The 17,173-nt window shown below is 40.8% G+C and carries 21 protein-coding genes; 17 read left to right on the forward strand and 4 right to left on the reverse strand.

What is annotated here, in order from left to right:
• Window positions 1–93 precede the first annotated feature (93 nt).
• On the reverse strand, window positions 94–327 hold the full coding sequence (locus tag K7887_RS02650) for a hypothetical protein (RefSeq protein ID WP_223492048.1): 234 nt from the start codon (window positions 325–327) through the stop codon (window positions 94–96).
• A gap of 146 nt (window positions 328–473) precedes the next feature.
• Between K7887_RS02650 and K7887_RS02655 the strand changes: the two genes are divergently transcribed.
• Together K7887_RS02655 and K7887_RS02660 are read left to right on the forward strand one after the other, a co-directional pair.
• Window positions 474–1,328 (forward strand): dimethylarginine dimethylaminohydrolase family protein, encoded by an 855-nt coding sequence (locus tag K7887_RS02655; RefSeq protein ID WP_223492049.1) that lies wholly within the window; start codon window positions 474–476, stop codon window positions 1,326–1,328.
• A gap of 135 nt (window positions 1,329–1,463) precedes the next feature.
• Window positions 1,464–1,943 (forward strand): hypothetical protein, encoded by a 480-nt coding sequence (locus K7887_RS02660; RefSeq protein ID WP_223492050.1) that lies wholly within the window; start codon window positions 1,464–1,466, stop codon window positions 1,941–1,943.
• A 130-nt stretch (window positions 1,944–2,073) separates the two neighbouring features.
• Here the strand turns inward: K7887_RS02660 and K7887_RS02665 are convergent, their stop codons facing one another.
• Window positions 2,074–2,631 (reverse strand): nitroreductase family protein, encoded by a 558-nt coding sequence (locus K7887_RS02665; protein WP_223492051.1) that lies wholly within the window; start codon window positions 2,629–2,631, stop codon window positions 2,074–2,076.
• A gap of 209 nt (window positions 2,632–2,840) precedes the next feature.
• Between K7887_RS02665 and K7887_RS23050 the strand changes: the two genes are divergently transcribed.
• The 15 genes from K7887_RS23050 to K7887_RS02740 all read left to right on the forward strand — a co-directional run bounded on the left by K7887_RS23050 (window position 2,841) and on the right by K7887_RS02740 (window position 14,522).
• On the forward strand, window positions 2,841–3,818 hold the full coding sequence (locus tag K7887_RS23050; RefSeq protein WP_399209097.1) for a hypothetical protein: 978 nt from the start codon (window positions 2,841–2,843) through the stop codon (window positions 3,816–3,818).
• A gap of 24 nt (window positions 3,819–3,842) precedes the next feature.
• Window positions 3,843–4,388, forward strand: coding sequence for a histidine phosphatase family protein (locus K7887_RS02675; protein ID WP_223492052.1), 546 nt, complete (start codon window positions 3,843–3,845; stop codon window positions 4,386–4,388).
• A gap of 25 nt (window positions 4,389–4,413) precedes the next feature.
• Window positions 4,414–4,974, forward strand: coding sequence for a ribonuclease FAU-1 family protein (locus K7887_RS02680; protein WP_223492053.1), 561 nt, complete (start codon window positions 4,414–4,416; stop codon window positions 4,972–4,974).
• 55 nt (window positions 4,975–5,029) lie between these two features.
• Window positions 5,030–5,857, forward strand: a complete 828-nt coding sequence (locus K7887_RS02685; protein ID WP_223492054.1) for a GNAT family N-acetyltransferase — start codon at window positions 5,030–5,032, stop codon at window positions 5,855–5,857.
• A gap of 77 nt (window positions 5,858–5,934) precedes the next feature.
• Window positions 5,935–6,312, forward strand: coding sequence for a hypothetical protein (locus K7887_RS02690; protein WP_223492055.1), 378 nt, complete (start codon window positions 5,935–5,937; stop codon window positions 6,310–6,312).
• Between the two features lie 101 nt (window positions 6,313–6,413).
• Window positions 6,414–6,980: a GNAT family N-acetyltransferase gene (locus tag K7887_RS02695; protein ID WP_223492056.1), complete on the forward strand. Its 567-nt coding sequence runs from the start codon at window positions 6,414–6,416 to the stop codon at window positions 6,978–6,980.
• 178 nt (window positions 6,981–7,158) lie between these two features.
• A complete protein-coding gene (locus tag K7887_RS02700; RefSeq protein WP_223492057.1) occupies window positions 7,159–7,635 on the forward strand; it encodes a DUF2975 domain-containing protein in 477 nt (158 codons plus the stop codon).
• Window positions 7,636–7,645: 10 nt separating this feature from the next.
• The gene (locus K7887_RS02705) at window positions 7,646–7,858 is read left to right on the forward strand and encodes a helix-turn-helix domain-containing protein (protein ID WP_060664135.1); all 213 of its coding nucleotides are present in this window, start codon (window positions 7,646–7,648) and stop codon (window positions 7,856–7,858) included.
• 5 nt (window positions 7,859–7,863) lie between these two features.
• Window positions 7,864–8,145, forward strand: coding sequence for a hypothetical protein (locus K7887_RS02710; RefSeq protein ID WP_223492058.1), 282 nt, complete (start codon window positions 7,864–7,866; stop codon window positions 8,143–8,145).
• Between the two features lie 301 nt (window positions 8,146–8,446).
• Window positions 8,447–9,814: a 23S rRNA (uracil(1939)-C(5))-methyltransferase RlmD gene (rlmD, locus tag K7887_RS02715; RefSeq protein ID WP_223492059.1), complete on the forward strand. Its 1,368-nt coding sequence runs from the start codon at window positions 8,447–8,449 to the stop codon at window positions 9,812–9,814.
• A 658-nt stretch (window positions 9,815–10,472) separates the two neighbouring features.
• Window positions 10,473–10,961, forward strand: coding sequence for a hypothetical protein (locus tag K7887_RS02720; protein ID WP_223492060.1), 489 nt, complete (start codon window positions 10,473–10,475; stop codon window positions 10,959–10,961).
• 138 nt (window positions 10,962–11,099) lie between these two features.
• Window positions 11,100–12,368: an MFS transporter gene (locus K7887_RS02725; RefSeq protein WP_223492061.1), complete on the forward strand. Its 1,269-nt coding sequence runs from the start codon at window positions 11,100–11,102 to the stop codon at window positions 12,366–12,368.
• A 267-nt stretch (window positions 12,369–12,635) separates the two neighbouring features.
• Window positions 12,636–13,625 carry a tRNA dihydrouridine synthase gene (locus K7887_RS02730; RefSeq protein ID WP_223492062.1) on the forward strand — a complete coding sequence of 330 codons (990 nt, stop codon included), beginning with the start codon at window positions 12,636–12,638 and terminating at the stop codon, window positions 13,623–13,625.
• A gap of 190 nt (window positions 13,626–13,815) precedes the next feature.
• Window positions 13,816–14,004: a hypothetical protein gene (locus K7887_RS02735; protein ID WP_223492063.1), complete on the forward strand. Its 189-nt coding sequence runs from the start codon at window positions 13,816–13,818 to the stop codon at window positions 14,002–14,004.
• Between the two features lie 71 nt (window positions 14,005–14,075).
• A complete protein-coding gene (locus K7887_RS02740) occupies window positions 14,076–14,522 on the forward strand; it encodes a staygreen family protein (protein WP_223492064.1) in 447 nt (148 codons plus the stop codon).
• 88 nt (window positions 14,523–14,610) lie between these two features.
• Here the strand turns inward: K7887_RS02740 and K7887_RS02745 are convergent, their stop codons facing one another.
• Together K7887_RS02745 and K7887_RS02750 are read right to left on the reverse strand one after the other, a co-directional pair.
• The gene (locus K7887_RS02745; RefSeq protein ID WP_223492065.1) at window positions 14,611–15,810 is read right to left on the reverse strand and encodes an MFS transporter; all 1,200 of its coding nucleotides are present in this window, start codon (window positions 15,808–15,810) and stop codon (window positions 14,611–14,613) included.
• 141 nt (window positions 15,811–15,951) lie between these two features.
• Entirely contained in the window at window positions 15,952–16,971 is a 1,020-nt protein-coding gene (locus K7887_RS02750; protein ID WP_223492066.1) for an STAS domain-containing protein, read from the reverse strand.
• Window positions 16,972–17,173: the final 202 nt, after the last annotated feature.

Genomic DNA, 17,173 nt, shown 5'->3' on the forward strand with positions numbered 1-17,173 from the left:
CTCCCCATCATCTCCTTACATTTCTATTCACGAAGGAAGGGTTGTACCACATTTTTTCATAAGAAAAGAGCCCCAAACTTGGAGCCCTGAGGCCTAATCGTTCTGTATTTCATTCACAGCTGCTTGTGTCTCTTTCAAGCGTCTTAACATATCTTTTGCATGCTGTTCATCTGAAGTGGGCGAGGTATTATGGGGAGCATCCTTTAGCGCTTTTTCTACTTTTTCAATAGCCTGATGTGAATATCCGATATTATCCGAGTTGCTTTCCAATTGTGAAGCATAAACAGCCTTATCTGCTTCTTCTAACAATTTTTTTAACTTGTCCATCTCATGCCTCCTTACTACGAATAATGTAAAGTTATTTTATGCAAAAAGGTTGGTTTTACACGAAAATTAAAAACGTTCCCAAGGCCAATTAAAATTCCTTCTACTAGGCAACAATAAAAATATTATTTTGTGATGGGGGTATTTTCATGTCTTTATTTTCAAAGAGCCCGATGAGGCCGCATGCAAGTAGTGAATATGATGTGTTAAAAAAAGTTATTCTCTGCAAACCGGAGTACATGACCATCCGTGAAGTCATCAATGAAACGCAGAAAAAGTTTAAGGATGAGGGCATTCATATTGAAATTGCGATGGCACAGCACAAGAAGTTCGTAGAAACATTGGAGGACCATGGAGTGGAGGTTATTCTCCTGCCTGCCATCAAAATGTTCCCAGAGCAAGTTTTCACACGTGATATAGGCTTCACCCTTGGGAATATTCTATTTGTGGCGGAAATGGCGAATAAAATTAGACAGGGCGAAGAAGAGGTCCTAAAAAGTATGTTGGAGGAAAAGGACATTTCTTATTTGAATTTAAAAGGTGACATGATTGAAGGCGGAGACGTCATCATTAATGGAGAAACGGTGTATGTCGGCCTGAGCAACCGGACCAACGAGGATGCAATCGAACACTTGCAAAGCATCCTGCCACATTATGAAGTCGTGAAAGTGCCATTCAAAGAAAAATACTTACATCTCGATTGCGTGTTCAACATCATTTCACCGACAGAAGCACTTTACTACCCAGAAGCATTCACACCAAAAGAACTAGACATCCTCGCGTCGCGGTTTGAACTTATCGAAGTAACAGATGAGGAACAGTTCACCCTTGGCACAAACGTACTCAACATAGGCAACAAAAGGGTATTCAGCCTCCCCGTAAATCCAAAGGTAAACGCAGAACTCACCAAGAGGGGATTTGAAGTAATAGAAGTCGACATCATCGAAATCATTAAATCCGGCGGATCCTTCCGTTGTTGTACGTTACCGATACTTCGTGGGTAGAGGGGACAGGCACGATGACCCACTTTTAACAGTGGGTCGCTGTGATACCCGCATCTAAAATTGGAAAATGTATTTTTCGTATAAAGCGTGATAGTTATCCTTTTATCCACTATAATGAATAGAGGAGGTGATAACATGGAAAAGCAAATTCTAGAACTGCTGATTGGATTGGACTCGGAAGTTAAAGGCTTAAAGTCAGAAATCGGCAGTATGAAGTCAGAAATGACAAGTATGAAGTCGGAAATTGGCAGTGTGAAGTCGGAAATGACAGGTGTGAAGTCAGAAATTGGCAGTCTGAAGTCGGAAATGACAGGTGTGAAGTCAGAAATTGGCAGTGTGAAATCCGGACTCGGTAGTTTGAAGTCAGAAATGGCAGGCATGAAATCAGAAATGGCAGGCATGAAATCAGAAATGCATGAGCGTTTTAATGGTGTTAACGAGCGATTTAATACTGTTGACAAGCGTTTTGATACTGTCGAAGGAAAGCTTGACGGAATGGGAAATCAATTCGAACTAACAAATGAGTCCAGGATAAATGAGGTCGACTTCCTAGACAACAAGGTGAACAGGCTTGAAAAAGAAATCTTCATTATGAAAAGTAAAAGTAACAGATAAGGTGGCCCCTGCATAACCCTCTATAAAACCTCTAAGTGTTTACTTCCACCTTGCATACCTCAGGAACTATATTCAAACATGAAAAGACGCTTCCCTCTACAGAAGGTAAGCGTCTTTTCCAATGCCGTTATTATTGATTTTTGAACACCGTCAATTTGCTCTCCGCAGACTTTCGTTCGCGTTTGGGTGGTACCTGTTCAAAGTATCCCATATGCAAGAATCCTGCAATTTTTTCTCCAGGCTGCACACCTAAAATTTTATGAACCTTAGGATCGTATATATGTGGATTGGTTTTCCATACAACGCCAAGCATCTTCTCCCAAGCAAGCAGCTGGAAATTCTGAATAAGTGAGCTCACTGCCCCGAAGTTTTCCTCCCACTGCTTTTGCCTCGGGTCTTCCTCCATCACCACGATTAGGAAGGCAGCCGGCTGACTGAAATAATTACGTCTATTTTCCTGCATTTCTGGAGGAAAGGTTCTAACCAGTTTCTCCACAAATCCCTCTTTCTCACTTGAAGAAACAAAAATAAACCTCCAAGGCTCTCGCAGTCCATGATTCGGTGCCCAGACAGCATCGTCCAGTAGTTCAAGAACTGTTTCTTGTGTCACCACTTTGTCGGTGTATCCAGCTTTTATAGAACGTCGCTCTCGTATGGTTTGAGCTAAGGTTGATTTATTCTTTTCCATTAGATGGTCTCCTTTTTTAATATGCGTATGATTATCATTCTCAATTACATTGTAGTATAAAATTTTATTTAATTCCATATCTATGGCTGTGAAGAGAAAATGTGTCATGGAGATAAAGTTAACGGAGAATTAATTAACCAAGGATATCCCCTTGATATGAAAGTCTTGTTTTGAAATAATTGTCATATTAGGAAGGGGATGTGAAGTAGTTGAAGAAAGGTTTTATGTTTGTTTGGATAGTTGGTTTGTTGTTAATGTTTGTTGGTTGTGCAAAGTCCGTTGAGCCAAATGAAGAGTTGGTGATGGGAGATATTCAAGAGAATGTAAAGGATAGTGCTGATGAAACATCAGGTACTGTTAAAGAAGAAGCACCAGAGTCAGTTGTGGAATCAGATAAAGATAAGGAAGATGCAACAAGCCCAACAGAATTTGACGTTGAGAACTACTTAAATGAGCATTATTCACTGGATAACTCACATTTTGAAGCCATTAGCTGGGAAAATGAAGATACAGGAACAACAGATTATACCGTTAATATCGTTCCTGATTTGAAAGAACATAGTAACGAAATGAAAGAAAAATTTCAGAATGCTCATATGAACATCTATGAGGAAATAGAAACAATGACAGAAGCAGCTAAACAAATGATGGATGAATTGCCTAAAATAAATTCTAAGCTTCGCATCGATTCCGTTAATTGGGTTTCACATGATGGTGAATTCTCCGTTATGTTATTGCAAGATTATGAGAATAGCAGCATAAAAGTAGAAGGAAAGAAGAGTAGCAAAACACTATCTCAATTTTCCAGTCAACAAATCGAATGCGCTCGCGTTTGGCTTCTCCTTGGGCCAAATCAAGAAATTGATGAGTTAAATGTTCGAATTATTCCAGCAGGTGAGCCCGTCAATCCTCATGATGAAACAAGTGCGACATATCCAGAAGAGGTCATCCAATTAACAGGTTCTCGCCTGGTAGATGGCTCCGTAACCTATAGTGGCAATGGAGATGGCACCATAAACGTATACAATGTACCTTTGCGTTTTGAAAAGAATGTACCGGAAGACCTTGATAGAAATTATATGCGAATACTCACAGAGGGCATGATTGAAAATACTGAGCTAGTGTACGTTGATCCAGGTCAAGAAGAAGATATTATCGAATTAATTAAGTTGCAAAAAATTCATTGAATGAAGGGAGGTAAGGTTATACACATGTCAAAAAACATATACATAGTCAGACATTGTGAAGCCGAGGGGCAACCAGCGGAAGCACAGCTTACAGGAAAGGGATTCAAGCAAGCTGGGGAGTTAGCAAAATTCTTCTCCAACACACCAATTGACCGCATCACCTCAAGCCCCTTTTTGCGCGCCATCCAATCTATTGAACCATTAAGCAAGGAAACTAATATTAGCATAGAAGTTGATGAGCGCTTAGCCGAACGCACACTCAGTTGCGTAGATTTACCGGATTGGATGGATAAATTGAAAGCAACCTATGATGACCTGGAGTTGAAGTATGAAGGCGGCGAGTCAAGTAGAGAAGCGAGGGATAGAATCGTCAGCGTTGTAGAAGAAGCGTTTAAATCTGACCCGGAAAACACCATTATCGTTACACACGGAAATATCATGTCACTGCTAATTAGACATTACCAACCTAGCTTTGGATTTGAAGACTGGAAAAAACTTAGGAATCCGGATGTATTTCTTTTGAAAAGAGATGGGGAGAAAGGTGCAGTGACAGCTGAAAGGATAATGTGACATGGAGGATTAGAGGAGGATGCCGATGCTAAAAAGAAGACACGGAGACCGCTCTGAATGGAAGCGGGTCTTGAAACGGCAGTACACACAGAAGTTTTTGGATACAGATGGCTTCAAAGGTTATGTTACCTTACTTAAAATACATAAAGTGACGGAGCCGTTATTCGTATACTATGAAGAAAAGAATGTATGCATTGTGGACGATGGGTACATGTGGCTTCAGCATTTTCCAAATAATGAACATTACTCTTTAACTACCATGTTTGACGCTAATGGCGAGGTTGTTCAATGGTATATCGATATCACGTATGAGAACGGAGTAGAGAATAATCTTCCGTACACGGATGATCTTTTCTTGGACATCATTGTGCTTTCTACAGGGGAAGTCCTCCAGAAAGATGCAGATGAACTGGAGGAAGCGCTAACCAGAGGGACGATTAATCAGTCCCAATATCAACTCGCCTGGGCAGAAGCAAACAAAATTAATCAACAGATTGAGAACAATGACTTTCAGTTGATGAAACTAGCGAAAACACATTTGGAGATTTTGTTGAAGGATTTTGGTGATACCAATGCGAATGATTAATGAGGTTATTAAAGACAAGCGTTCTATTCAACCACTAACTAAAGAGGTGTAAACCATGCTAACAAAAGAACAGCTACAACAAATTACAGAACTTAAATCCGTTTGCGAAAAAGAAGGCGGATTTGAGCTGAAACTGAATGAAGATATGCTCGAAACAAGAGATGGTAAAAGCAAGGAGGACTTCTTCCATTATGAAGAGGGACGACTCGTTGGTTTCCTAGGTTGTTACGGATTTGGTAATAAAATCGAAATGACGGGAATGGTTCACCCGGACTACCGGAGAAAAGGAATTTTTACAACATTGTTTGGTGAAGCTGTTGCAGAAGTGAAAAAACGCGAGATTTCGACCATTTTGTTGAACGCACCTAGCCCCTCTCAAAGCGCCAAGGAGTTTCTAAAAAGCATTCCTTGTACATTCGAGGTAGCAGAGTACCAAATGAAATGGGAGGCAGGCGAGTTACATGATGAACTTTCTGTAATTATTAGACCATCAATGTCCCGAGAGGATTTTGAAGTTGAAATTCAACTGGAAGTGGCTTGCTTTGGTTTTACAGAACAAGAAGCTCGCAGCTTTAATCACCGGATGAAGGAACTTAATAACGAAGACATGTTCATCATTGAAGCAGAAGGCCAAACTGCAGGGAAAATTCGTGTATCTGAAACAAACGGGGAAGCTTGGATATATGGGTTTGCCGTTTCTCCTGAGCTGCAAGGGAAAGGGATAGGACGAAAAGCTCTATCCAAAGTGGTGAAAATGGAGACGGGAAAAGGGCTGCCGGTGTTCTTGGAAGTAGAAGCGAGAAATGCTCATGCGCTGAAACTCTATGAATCTTGTGGGTTTAGGAGTTATCATTCGCAGGATTACTATAAGTACTTGGGATAGCGTGGATGAAGACCTCTGCTATAGAAAAATTCACAAGCGGAGGTCATCATTCACTGGCTTGCCTTAGGAGGATACCTATGATAAAACGCCTCTCCATTATCAGCCTTATTGCCATCATCCTAGTAATAGTCGCCTACAATACTAGATTTTACTATGCGACACTGCCGATAGAATCTGTAAGTAAAAAGGAAGTCTTGCATTCTATCAATGACTCATCAGAACCGATTGTGCTAATTGCGAATGAAGATGGGTATGATTGGTTTATTACACGGTCAAATCAAGGAGAGTACAGGGAGTCCTTTAAAGAAATGTTGGGTGAACTTGGATGGGAGTTTGAATATCAAGAAGGTAGTGGTTACTTCTTTGAAAAAGAGGGTGAGACGCTAATTGTTACCACGCAAATGTGGACAGGGGAGTATGTGATTGTGCAGGTGCCTGAGAGTTGGGAGGAATAAGAATCACAACCATTTTTTAGAGTGGAAAATAGAAGGAAATTCTGGTAATGGCCTATTCATTATTTAATCATGTGCATAAACAGTTGGGAGGAGAGAGAATTATGACCATCACAAAACCAATCTTAAAAGACTTCCCATACGAATTTACCACAGACCGACTAATAATTAGAATGCCGCTGTCAGGGGACGGTCCAGCGGTACATGACGCGATCATTCATTCTCTTCCTGAGCTCAAGCCGTGGATGATCTTCGCACAACATGACCAGACAGTGGAAGATGTGGAAGCGAATATTAGGGAGAGCCATGCTGAATTTCTGCAGCGAAAAGACTTGAGGCTCTTAGTTTTCTTAAAAGAAACCGGTGAATTCGTAGCGTCGTCGGGCTTGCATCGGATCGACTGGTCTATCCCGAAGTTTGAGATCGGTTATTGGATCGATTCTAGGCACAGTGGCAAGGGCTACATAACAGAAGCGGTGGAAGGAATCAGTCAGTTTGCCTTTGAACAATTGGGGGCAAATCGCTTGGAGATTCGCTGCGATTCTAAAAATGTGAAGAGTCGGGCTGTTGCAGAGAGAGCCGGATACACGTTAGAGGGAATTCTTAAAAGCAGTGAGCGAGATGTAACAGGGGAATTGCGCGATACGTGTGTTTATGCGAAAGTGAAATAATTAGTTTTGAGGACAAGTGAGTGAGGTGCTTGTCTTTTTTTGTGTGGAGAAATGGGTCACGGTGCCTGTCCCCTCAGTTATTCGTCGACTCTTTTTTATTCATTTCAATATATTTTTATTGAAAAACAATAAATAAAGTGGTAAATTTTTATTATCACGATGAAGCGAGGTGCTTTTGATGAAGCATGGTTCTACACTTTTTTTGAAGATAGCGGTATTTCTTATTGGGACACCGGTATTTATTTTATCTATAGTCGGCTTGTTTTCGCTGATAAGAAATCCGGCAAGCCCTGAGTACGCGTATATCTTGTATCCCATTGTAATCGGGATGTTCTTAACCACCATTCCGTTTTATTTTGCGTTGTATCAGGCGTTTAAACTATTAGGGTATATTGATAAGAATGAGGCTTTCTCGCAATTTTCGGTGGAAGCGTTGAAGAAAATAAAAATTTGTGCGCTTACTATCAGTGGTGTGTATGTGGTTCTCATGCCGTTTATCTTTCTTTTAGCAGATAAAGATGATGCACCAGGAGCGATCATTATGGGCGCGGTTCCTATTTTTGCCTCTATCGTTATCGCGGTATTCAGTGCGGTCCTCCAAAGGCTTTTGCAAGTAGCCATCGACATAAAATCCGAAAATGACTTAACAGTGTGAGGTGAAAACAATGGCTATAATCATAAATGTTGATGTCATGTTGGCAAAAAGAAAAATGAGCGTCACCGAACTCTCCGAAAGAGTCGGAATCACAATGGCAAACCTCTCCATCCTGAAGAATGGCAAGGCCAAAGCCATCCGTTTCTCCACGCTCGAGGCCGTCTGCAAAGCTCTCGACTGCCAACCGGGAGACATCTTGGAGTATAGGCCTGAGGAGGAGTAGATAAAGTGGGACGCATTATAAGGATTATTACAATGCCGTTGATTGTTGTACACCTTTTAATAGCATACTTTTGGATTTTTGACTGGGAGAAGTTAACGACAGATGTAGGTCTGATTAGCTGGATCGGGTCGATTATATTAGGACTTGTTATATTTATCATAAATCGAAAATCAAAGACCTCTGACCGGAACCTAAGCTATAAAATAGTCTCTGTAACAACTTTTATGACTTTATTATTGGGGATTTTCGCTTTGATGATTGAGTTTATTACTAGTTCGATGCCTTAGAGTTGGTCGTGATTCACTATCGGAGGTTTCTATCGCTTGAGCGAAGCAGTAGAAACCTCTTTTTTTATGAAAATGTAGAAAGTCTTCGTTGAAAGGTATAAGTTCGTTTGGGAAATGTAGAAGTAGACTCGGGAAATGTAGAAGCTCGCCAGAAAAATGTAGAAGGTGAAGGTTAAATGGTAGAAAGGTGCGAAAGCATAGAGTTATTTACCAACAACTATCCCCCACCCCAACTGGCAAGCCAAACCTCCATGTGGTACAATCGGAACAGCGATTTTAAACGTGAAGGAAGAGAAAATACATGACAGTACCTGTTCAAAAAAATGAATACTACGATGTCACCGTTCAGGATTTGACCCATGACGGCGCCGGCGTAGCAAAAATAGATGGCTTTCCAATTTTCGTTCAAAACGCCTTGCCGGACGAGGAAATTAAAGTCAAAATTATAAAAGTAAAAAAAGGCTATGCATTCGGCCGGCTTGAGGAGATCTACAAGACAAGTCCGTACCGTGTCGATGCTCCGTGTCCGATTTATAAGCAATGCGGAGGCTGCCAGCTTCAGCACCTAAGCTATGAAGGCCAGCTTGTGGCGAAGCAAAAGCAGGTTAAGGATGTTCTTGAACGCATTGGACACCTAAAAGACGTGCCGGTTCATCCGGTACTTGGAATGGACCACAACCCATGGCGCTACCGCAATAAAGCCCAAGTTCCAATCGGTGAGCGGGAAGGCGGATTGATTGCAGGGTTTTATCAGCAGCGCAGTCACGAAATCATAGACATGAAGGAATGCTTAATTCAGCAAGAAATCAACGACCGTGTGGTTCAAACGGTCCGCGAAATCTGCGACAAGCATGACGTGCGTGCTTATAATGAAAAAACACATAAGGGTGTGCTCCGTCATGTGATGGCCCGCTATGGCCTGGTTACTGGTGAAGTAATGGTAGTGCTCATCACTCGTACTCCAGATATACCAAACCGCAAGGCAATCGTGGAAGAAATAACAGCGGCCCTGCCGGAAGTGAAATCCGTTGTGCAAAACGTAAACACCAAGAAAACGAACGTAATTTTCGGAGAGGAAACGCGTGTACTTTGGGGCAACGAGTACATTTATGATTTCATCGGCGACATCAAGTTTGCGATTTCCGCGAGGTCCTTCTACCAGGTCAACCCAGAGCAAACGAAGGTCCTGTATGATAAAGCGCTCGAGTATGCCGATCTTACCGGCGAAGAGTCAGTCATTGATGCTTACTGCGGAATCGGGACCATCTCCTTATTCCTGGCACAAAAGGCGAATAAAGTGTTCGGAGTCGAAATCGTGCCAGAAGCGATTGAAGATGCAAAACGCAACGCAGAACTAAACGAAATTACAAATGCAGAATTCGCAGTGGGCGAAGCGGAAGTCGTAATCCCGAAATGGTATAAGGAAGGCAACACAGCTGACGTGTTAATGGTAGATCCACCGCGTAAAGGCTGTGATGAAGCTCTCCTTAAAACAATACTGGAAATGAAGCCGAAGAAGGTTGTCTATGTATCCTGTAATCCAGCGACACTTGCGAGGGACCTGCGAGTGTTGGAGGATGGGGGATATAGGACGGTTGAGGTGCAGCCGGTGGACATGTTTCCTCATACGACGCACGTGGAGTGCGTAACACAACTAGTATTAAGATAAGTGAGCTGAAAAAAACCTTCCATTCAACCAGGGAAGGTTTTTTTTGCTATGTTCTTTTTTTACTTAATTAACATATATGATTTCAGCCATCCCGTTTACTGTTTGTTTTCTTTAGATGCAGTATTCTTTTGACATTATATGTACAAAATAGTGTAGATAAAATAAAAATGGTGGCTGATATGAAAATATTATGGCTTTTTCTAATTTTAGCAATATTATCCTTTATTTCCCTGTACATACTGATGAAGAAAATGAACGTCACTAACGTCTTGGGCTGTTATTTTTTCTCCAATATTCTTATTACAAATACAGGTCTAATCATTAATTTAAACTTAGAACTTACAAAGCAAGAGCCAAGTCAGTTAATTTTTTGGACACAAAAAATTCCTGAGTTGTCACTCAAACCAGCGTTACTTTTATGGATTATTTATATTTTGTTCTCTAATAGAACTAATTTTAGCAAGTTTATTCACATATTCCTCTTCTTAACAGCACTTATTTCAATTGAATTATTTTTCGTTCATATTGGATATTTAGAATGGGTAAATTGGAATGTATTTTATTCATATTTAAGGTACACTCTGATTATTTTATTATTGGCTATTTACTCTTTTTATTTAGAAAAACTTATTTGTAGAGGCAAAGAGGTGAATACGTCATGATGTTACCTCTTCCTGAGAAATTTGATTCAAATGAAATATTTATTATCTTTTCCACAGTACTTTCTTGGGCCCTAATGTTTATATTACCTAAACGCTTGCCTGCTGCTACCATCACTATTATTTGGACATTTAATGTTTTTCTTGCTGTCTTAGCTGATATTACCCTTAGTGTAAAACCATATGAATTATACTTTACGATTGATCATAAAAAGCATGAATTATTTGATGTTTTATTGCACTTTGTCACTTACCCTACGCTTTCTTACTTTGTGGTAAACTTCTATCAACGTAACAAGCCCAAAGGCCTGAAGTATCTATTTTATATTATTTTTTGGGCAGGGGTAGCGATTTCTTTGGAATGGATTTCAGTAAAATTTCATGTTTTTACATATACAGGTTGGAAATTGTATTTATCCTTCATCACTTATTTGTTTGTTTTTGCTGCTACCCTTTGGCTTGCGAACTTCGTTGAAAAGAAAGGATAGTTACGTACGAGAAATGTAGTGTATTTTTATGATGAGGTCATTTCTCGTTAAAAATGATTACTTTTCTTTTTAAATACTATTTCTACTGTTAGAGGAAACCCATATATATAGGGTAAAAGCTAACAGGAGTAGGATAACATGGACAAACAAAATAGTAATTTTAGATGGGTTATATTTACTTCTGTATTGTTTACATACTTGATAATGTCGAGCCAACGAACGGCTCCCGGATTAATTACAGACCAATTAATGTTGGATTTTAGTGTAACAGCAGCAACGGTTGGTTTAGTGACAAGTATTCAGTTTTTTGTATACACCGGTTTGCAAATTCCGATGGGCATTTTAGCTGATCGTTATGGACCTAATTTTCTTCTAATTTTAGGGGCAACTCTTACAGGCATAGGTACCATCATTTATAGTTTCGGCACACATGAATTGGTCCTTTTTTTTGCCAGAATCCTAACGGGAATAGGGGATGCGACCATATGGGTAAATATGGTGTTGATTTTAAGCCTATGGTTTAATAAAAAGGAATTTACTCGATTAATTGGGTTTGCAGGAATGACAGGAAGCCTGGGTTTCCTTTTGGCAACTGTTCCTTTCTCTGTATTGATTGCCTTACTTGGTTGGAGGGGAGCATTTCTTTTAGCTGGGATACTCTTATGCTTATTAAGTATTTTCCTTTATTTTGTGCTGGTTAAAAAATCACAGCAATCGTTAATTTTAGCCCCAAAAATACAACGTGAAAAAACATCGGTTATACTGCGAAGAGTACTTTCGGATCGGCAGGCATGGGCATTGTTTTTTTGTCATTTTGGGATTGTCGGAGGGTATATAGGGTTTATCGGTTCGTGGGCAGTGCCATATGTAATGGATGTGTATGGAATGACACGCATAGTTGCAAGTCAGCTTATTATGATTAGTCTTATTGGGGCACTCATTGGGGCACCTCTAATTGGTTGGATTTCAAGTTGTTTAGAAACTATTAAACGGCCATATATTGTTTTTCATATTACGGTTTTATTGTGTTGGTCCATTTTTCTTTTATTTAAGGAGCATCCACCTTTTTACTTACTGATTTTCCTTTTCTTTATCATTGGCTTTGGCTTTGGATCAAATTCCTTAACTTTTGCAGTCGTTCGTCAGTCCTTTCCTATTAAAGAAACAGGCATTGTTACTGGGTTTGCGAATACTGGTGGATTTTTAAGTGCAGTATTACTACCTAGTATTTTTGGATATCTGTTGGATTATTTTCAGTCAACTTCAGGTAGTATTAGTGGTGGGTACTACTACGGTTTTCTCACTCCAGTCGTCTTCTCTATATTTGGCTTAATTGGAGTGATTTTTATGGAGGAAAAGCGTCAAAATGCAGGACGAAGATCAAATGCAAATGGGGTTCCTTTATAATGGAGAATATTAAGCTTAAAATAGGCGTTGCCTTTTTACGTTGCTTCTAGTGAAAAAGTGGACGTTTTATCTTAGAAACTTCCAACCAGAGAAAAAAGGTATCTTCTGGCATTTTGTTTAAATAAATTCCATTCAGGAACGAATTTCGTTAAAATAAAGAATGTCGATTTTCACAAGTCTAAAGTACTTGTATTTGAAAAAAAGTGAAGAAACATGATATAAGATATAAGTGTGAATTTTTGTTCGGAAATTTTGGTACTTTGTATTTTGAGAGGATTTGAGTTTGACATGATAGATAATTTTTGGCGTGAGTTACCGAAGCCGTTTTTTGTGTTGGCGCCGATGGAAGATGTGACAGATGTCGTTTTCCGCACGGTGGTAAGGAAAGCGGGGCGCCCAGATGTGTTCTTTACGGAGTTCACCAATTCGGATAGCTATTGTCATCCTGAGGGAAAAGACAGCGTGCGCGGGCGTTTACTTTTTACAGAAGAGGAACAGCCGATGGTGGCGCATATTTGGGGCGATAGTCCAGAGTATTTCCGTCAAATGAGTATTGGCATGGCGGAGCTGGGATTTAAGGGGATCGACATTAACATGGGTTGTCCTGTGCCGAATGTGGCGACAAGAGGAAAAGGAAGCGGCCTTATCCAACGTCCAGATGTTGCGGCGGAACTGATTCAAGCGGCTAAAGCTGGTGGACTGCCTGTCAGCGTGAAAACGCGACTTGGCTTTACGGTAGTAGACGAGTGGAAAGAGTGGTTGAAGCATATTCTAGAGCAGGATATTGCGAACCTTTCTATTCATTTACGGACCCGAAAAGAAATGAGCGAAGTAGATGCGCATTGGGAGCTAATTCCGGAAATCAAGGAGTTACGTGACCGTATTGCGCCGGAGACGTTGCTAACGATTAATGGAGACATTCCAAACCGTCAAGTTGGCCAGGAGCTCGCGGAGAAATATGGCATTGACGGTGTGATGATCGGACGAGGAATTTTCAAAAATCCTTTCGCTTTTGAAAAAGAGCCGAAAGAGCATAGCAGCAAGGAGTACCTGGATCTCTTAAGACTGCAACTGGACCTACAAGATCATTATGCGGAAATAGTGCCACGCAACATGTCTAAGCTTCATCGCTTTTTCAAAATCTATGTCAAAGGATTCCGTGGAGCTGGAGAACTAAGAAACCAACTCATGAACACCAAATCTACCGATGAAGTGCGAGCATTGCTTGATGCTTTTGAGAAAGAGAACGGGCTGTAGGGACAGGCACCGTGACCCACTACAATTAAAAATACACAAAGTGAAAAGCCGAGAATACTTGCTATTCTCGGCTTTCTTGCGTCTGTGTATAAGGAAATGGTTCGGCGTGCCTGTCCCCTCGACTCAAAACATATTCACCCCCCTATCCGTAATATAAATATAGAAGTAACGGAGGGAGGAACCAATCATCTTGGATGTATCCTTACTGTTTTTCATCATCCCATTACTGTATTTACTGAGCTATGTGATTTTGTTTTGGGTTTTCGTGGACGCAAAAGAAAAGCATGGCACCAACATTGGTTGTTTATGGGCACTAATTGTATTTGCCACGGGTCCACTAGGGGTAATCGCTTACTTGATTGTTCGAAATGCTGATTGAGTATAAACTAACTTGAATTTAAAAATGGGCCGAGGTGCCTGTCCCTGTGGCCCAAGGAGTGGAGCTAATCTATGGGGAAGCTAAATCCTGAAAAGCTACAAGTGGAGTTTAGACCGGGTGTAACAATGACTCAGCCAATACTGGGACGAAAATATACATTAACGCATTCCGACATAACTGCTGAACTTTTTCTGACTGTAGGCTTACAATTTGCTTATGACAAAATCACCAATATGAGAGATGAGGTTTTAGCAGAATGGAAAATATCTAACGGTTGTTTATTTCTAAATGTTTACGTTTATGTGGGAGATTATGGTCCAGCCGTGAACGATCTCCGTAATACCATCTTCAGACGCGAATTACCATTGGCACTTGAAGCTATCGTCTATGGGGATCAAAAGTACTTAAAAGTAAATCCACCATTAATGAATGCTCCCATCTGGATCCAGTTTGATTCCGCCGATCCTACCTACAACCGATTTGAGTACTGGGGTACTGCTAGAGATTATAGGTTATAAGGGCCCGTTGTCCCACTATTGCATACAAAAAAGAGCCGAGAATATTAGCTATTCTCGGCTCTATGTGTGTCCTCCACAACAAAATGGGTCACCGTGCATGTCCCCTTGACGCCTCTTTCCGATCCAAATTATAACTCAAAAAAGTAAGCAAACTAGCACACACAGCTACAATTCCACCAACCCATGTTACATGAATAAGACCGACTTGATGGTAGACAAGTCCACCAAGGGCTGACCCCATAGCGATGCCGACGTTACTTGCAACAGGCATGAGGGAAGCCGCGAGCCCTGTTGCACTAGGCTGATAGATCTTGGCTAGGTCTATCAGGTAAAGCTGGGTGGATGTAGTTAAAAGAATGGCCATCAATGACATCAATCCAATGTTTACAAGTCCTAACCCAAAATGATTAATGGTCCAAAATAAGCTGATCAATACAGCTGCCTGCACAAGAAACACAAATCGGAGGCGACCGATTGCATTATGACTGGCTATTTTACCCGCCAAGATGTTGCTGAAAATCGAGATGAATCCGTATCCGAAAAGAATCAAACTGATGGAATAGCTTGGTGCTCCCATTCCTTTTAGAATCGGAACAAGATAAGTAAAGACGACATAAGTTGCCCCAAATCCTAGAGCAGGAATGAAAAAGGCAATCAAGATTCGCGGATTGGTCAGCAGTGAGAACTGATCACGGATCGAGCTACGAACCTGGCTGAGCTTGCTTGGCAACACGAAGTAAGATGCAAGGAACGCCAATACTCCCAATATCGTCGTCAGCATGAAAGTGGAATTCCAGCCGAACCAAGATGCTACGACCGTTCCAATCGGTACTCCGATGACGTTCGCAAGGGTGAAACCACCGAACACAAAAGAAATGGCAAGCCCGCGCTTTGCAGCCGGCATGGTTTCACTTGCGACGATCATCGCCAGAGAGATGAGAACCCCCGTCACAATTGCCGTCAAAATCCGAAAAGAAAGAAGCATCGTGTAGGACGTGGACACCGCGCACAAAGCATTAAAAATGATGAAAGCTCCTATTAAAAACAACATCCATTTACGCTTTGGAAAATGACTTGTTGCAGACATCACAATCGGTGTGGCAATGGCAAACGTAATGGCAAATGCAGAAACAAGTGTACCTGCTTTTGCATTAGACATATCAAGGCTTGAAGAAATCTCCGTCAAGATTCCAACTATAACAAACTCGCTTGTACCTAGAACAAACGTTAATAAGGAAAGGGTTAAGATGAGCAACCAATGTTGCCTCGTTAATTTATCAGATTGCATAAATACCTCTTTTCTAAGCTGAATGGAAATGTGTTATGTGGTAAGTAAACAACCTAAATATCATAACATAATGATTGTTGTATAAGAAATATTCTCGTATTCAAAAAAACACGCCAAACCCTGGAAGTTTGACGAGTTTCTTCAGATTATTCTTCTTCCATTCTGAGCGAGGGCAAAATGAATGCCGTGCTGCAGCGACTGGAAGAAATCGAAATGAGTGAGATCAATGTCTGCTTTTGTAATTTCCAAGCTTAGCTGGGCGGAAATACCGACTAGAATGGTCTTTATTCCCAGTAGTTCTGCGGAACAACCTAGCTTTTCAATCATGCTTGCTGTATATGGTGTCAGATTGTCATCCATCCCGGTTAAATCAAGTACGAGATAGCTTGCTTTGTGCTTTGGAAGATTATACAGGGTTTTTACAATCAGCTCGTCTGCCCGTTCCTCATCATATTTTCCTAGAAGGGAAACCACCACAATTCCTTCTAATACAGGTATTACGGGAGAAGATATTGTCTTGATCAGCTCTTTTAGTTCTTTTGTTTTTTCTTCCACTACTTTTTCCAGCTTTTCTATCTGCTCCGCCTCTTTTTGACGGGCAAGCTGGTGGATGTTTTGGGCAACATTCACTTCTTTTGGGAAATATTCGATAGTGGTATATTCATGGCCCTCTATCTGATGCTGCAGGATTTTATACCAGATGTCCGTTTTGAATAGGCCAGTAAAAATCCCTGCATAATGTGCCGCAAGGAAATTGCCGCCGGTTTTCTTTCCTTGTGCCTGATTGATTTTATATTCCCAGTCATCCTTGAGCTGGACGGTCAATGTGTAATTATCCACATCCAGGTTTTTTACATAAGCTCTTCCCCATCCGGCAGATGCATAGGTATTGGTAATCAAGCCAGCTATTTTTTCAATACTGATATCTGTCATATCTTCAAAATATTTTCCAACTACCGCACCTTGCCGATAGCCTGTGGATTCCATTACAAGGCAGGTCGCTTCCTGGCCGGAAACCTCTTCAATTGTATCAAAGAAGGTTTTCATCGCCGATGAGATCCAAAATAGGACAGCATCCTCCCCTTCAAAGAGAAATTTCCCTTTTTCTAAATCCCATTCAAACTGAAGACCTTCTATATCGATTTTTGGAAGTGTACTCATTTTCTTACCAAATCCTTTATTTTTTTATTATTATAAACTAATTAATATCCTATTAAAAGGAGATGGATATAAATGAAAGACTAATATAAAAACTAGCTATGAAAAAGCTCTACCTGATATTCTAGCCTTCCCTGCGTATTTGGAATATAAAAAGGGTCGAGGAACCTGTCCCTCGACCCAAAAAAAGACTTGAATCCACCAC

The sequence above is a fragment of the Sutcliffiella horikoshii genome (genome assembly GCF_019931755.1).
In the GTDB taxonomy this organism is placed as follows: Bacteria; Bacillota; Bacilli; order Bacillales; family Bacillaceae_I; genus Sutcliffiella_A; species Sutcliffiella_A horikoshii_E.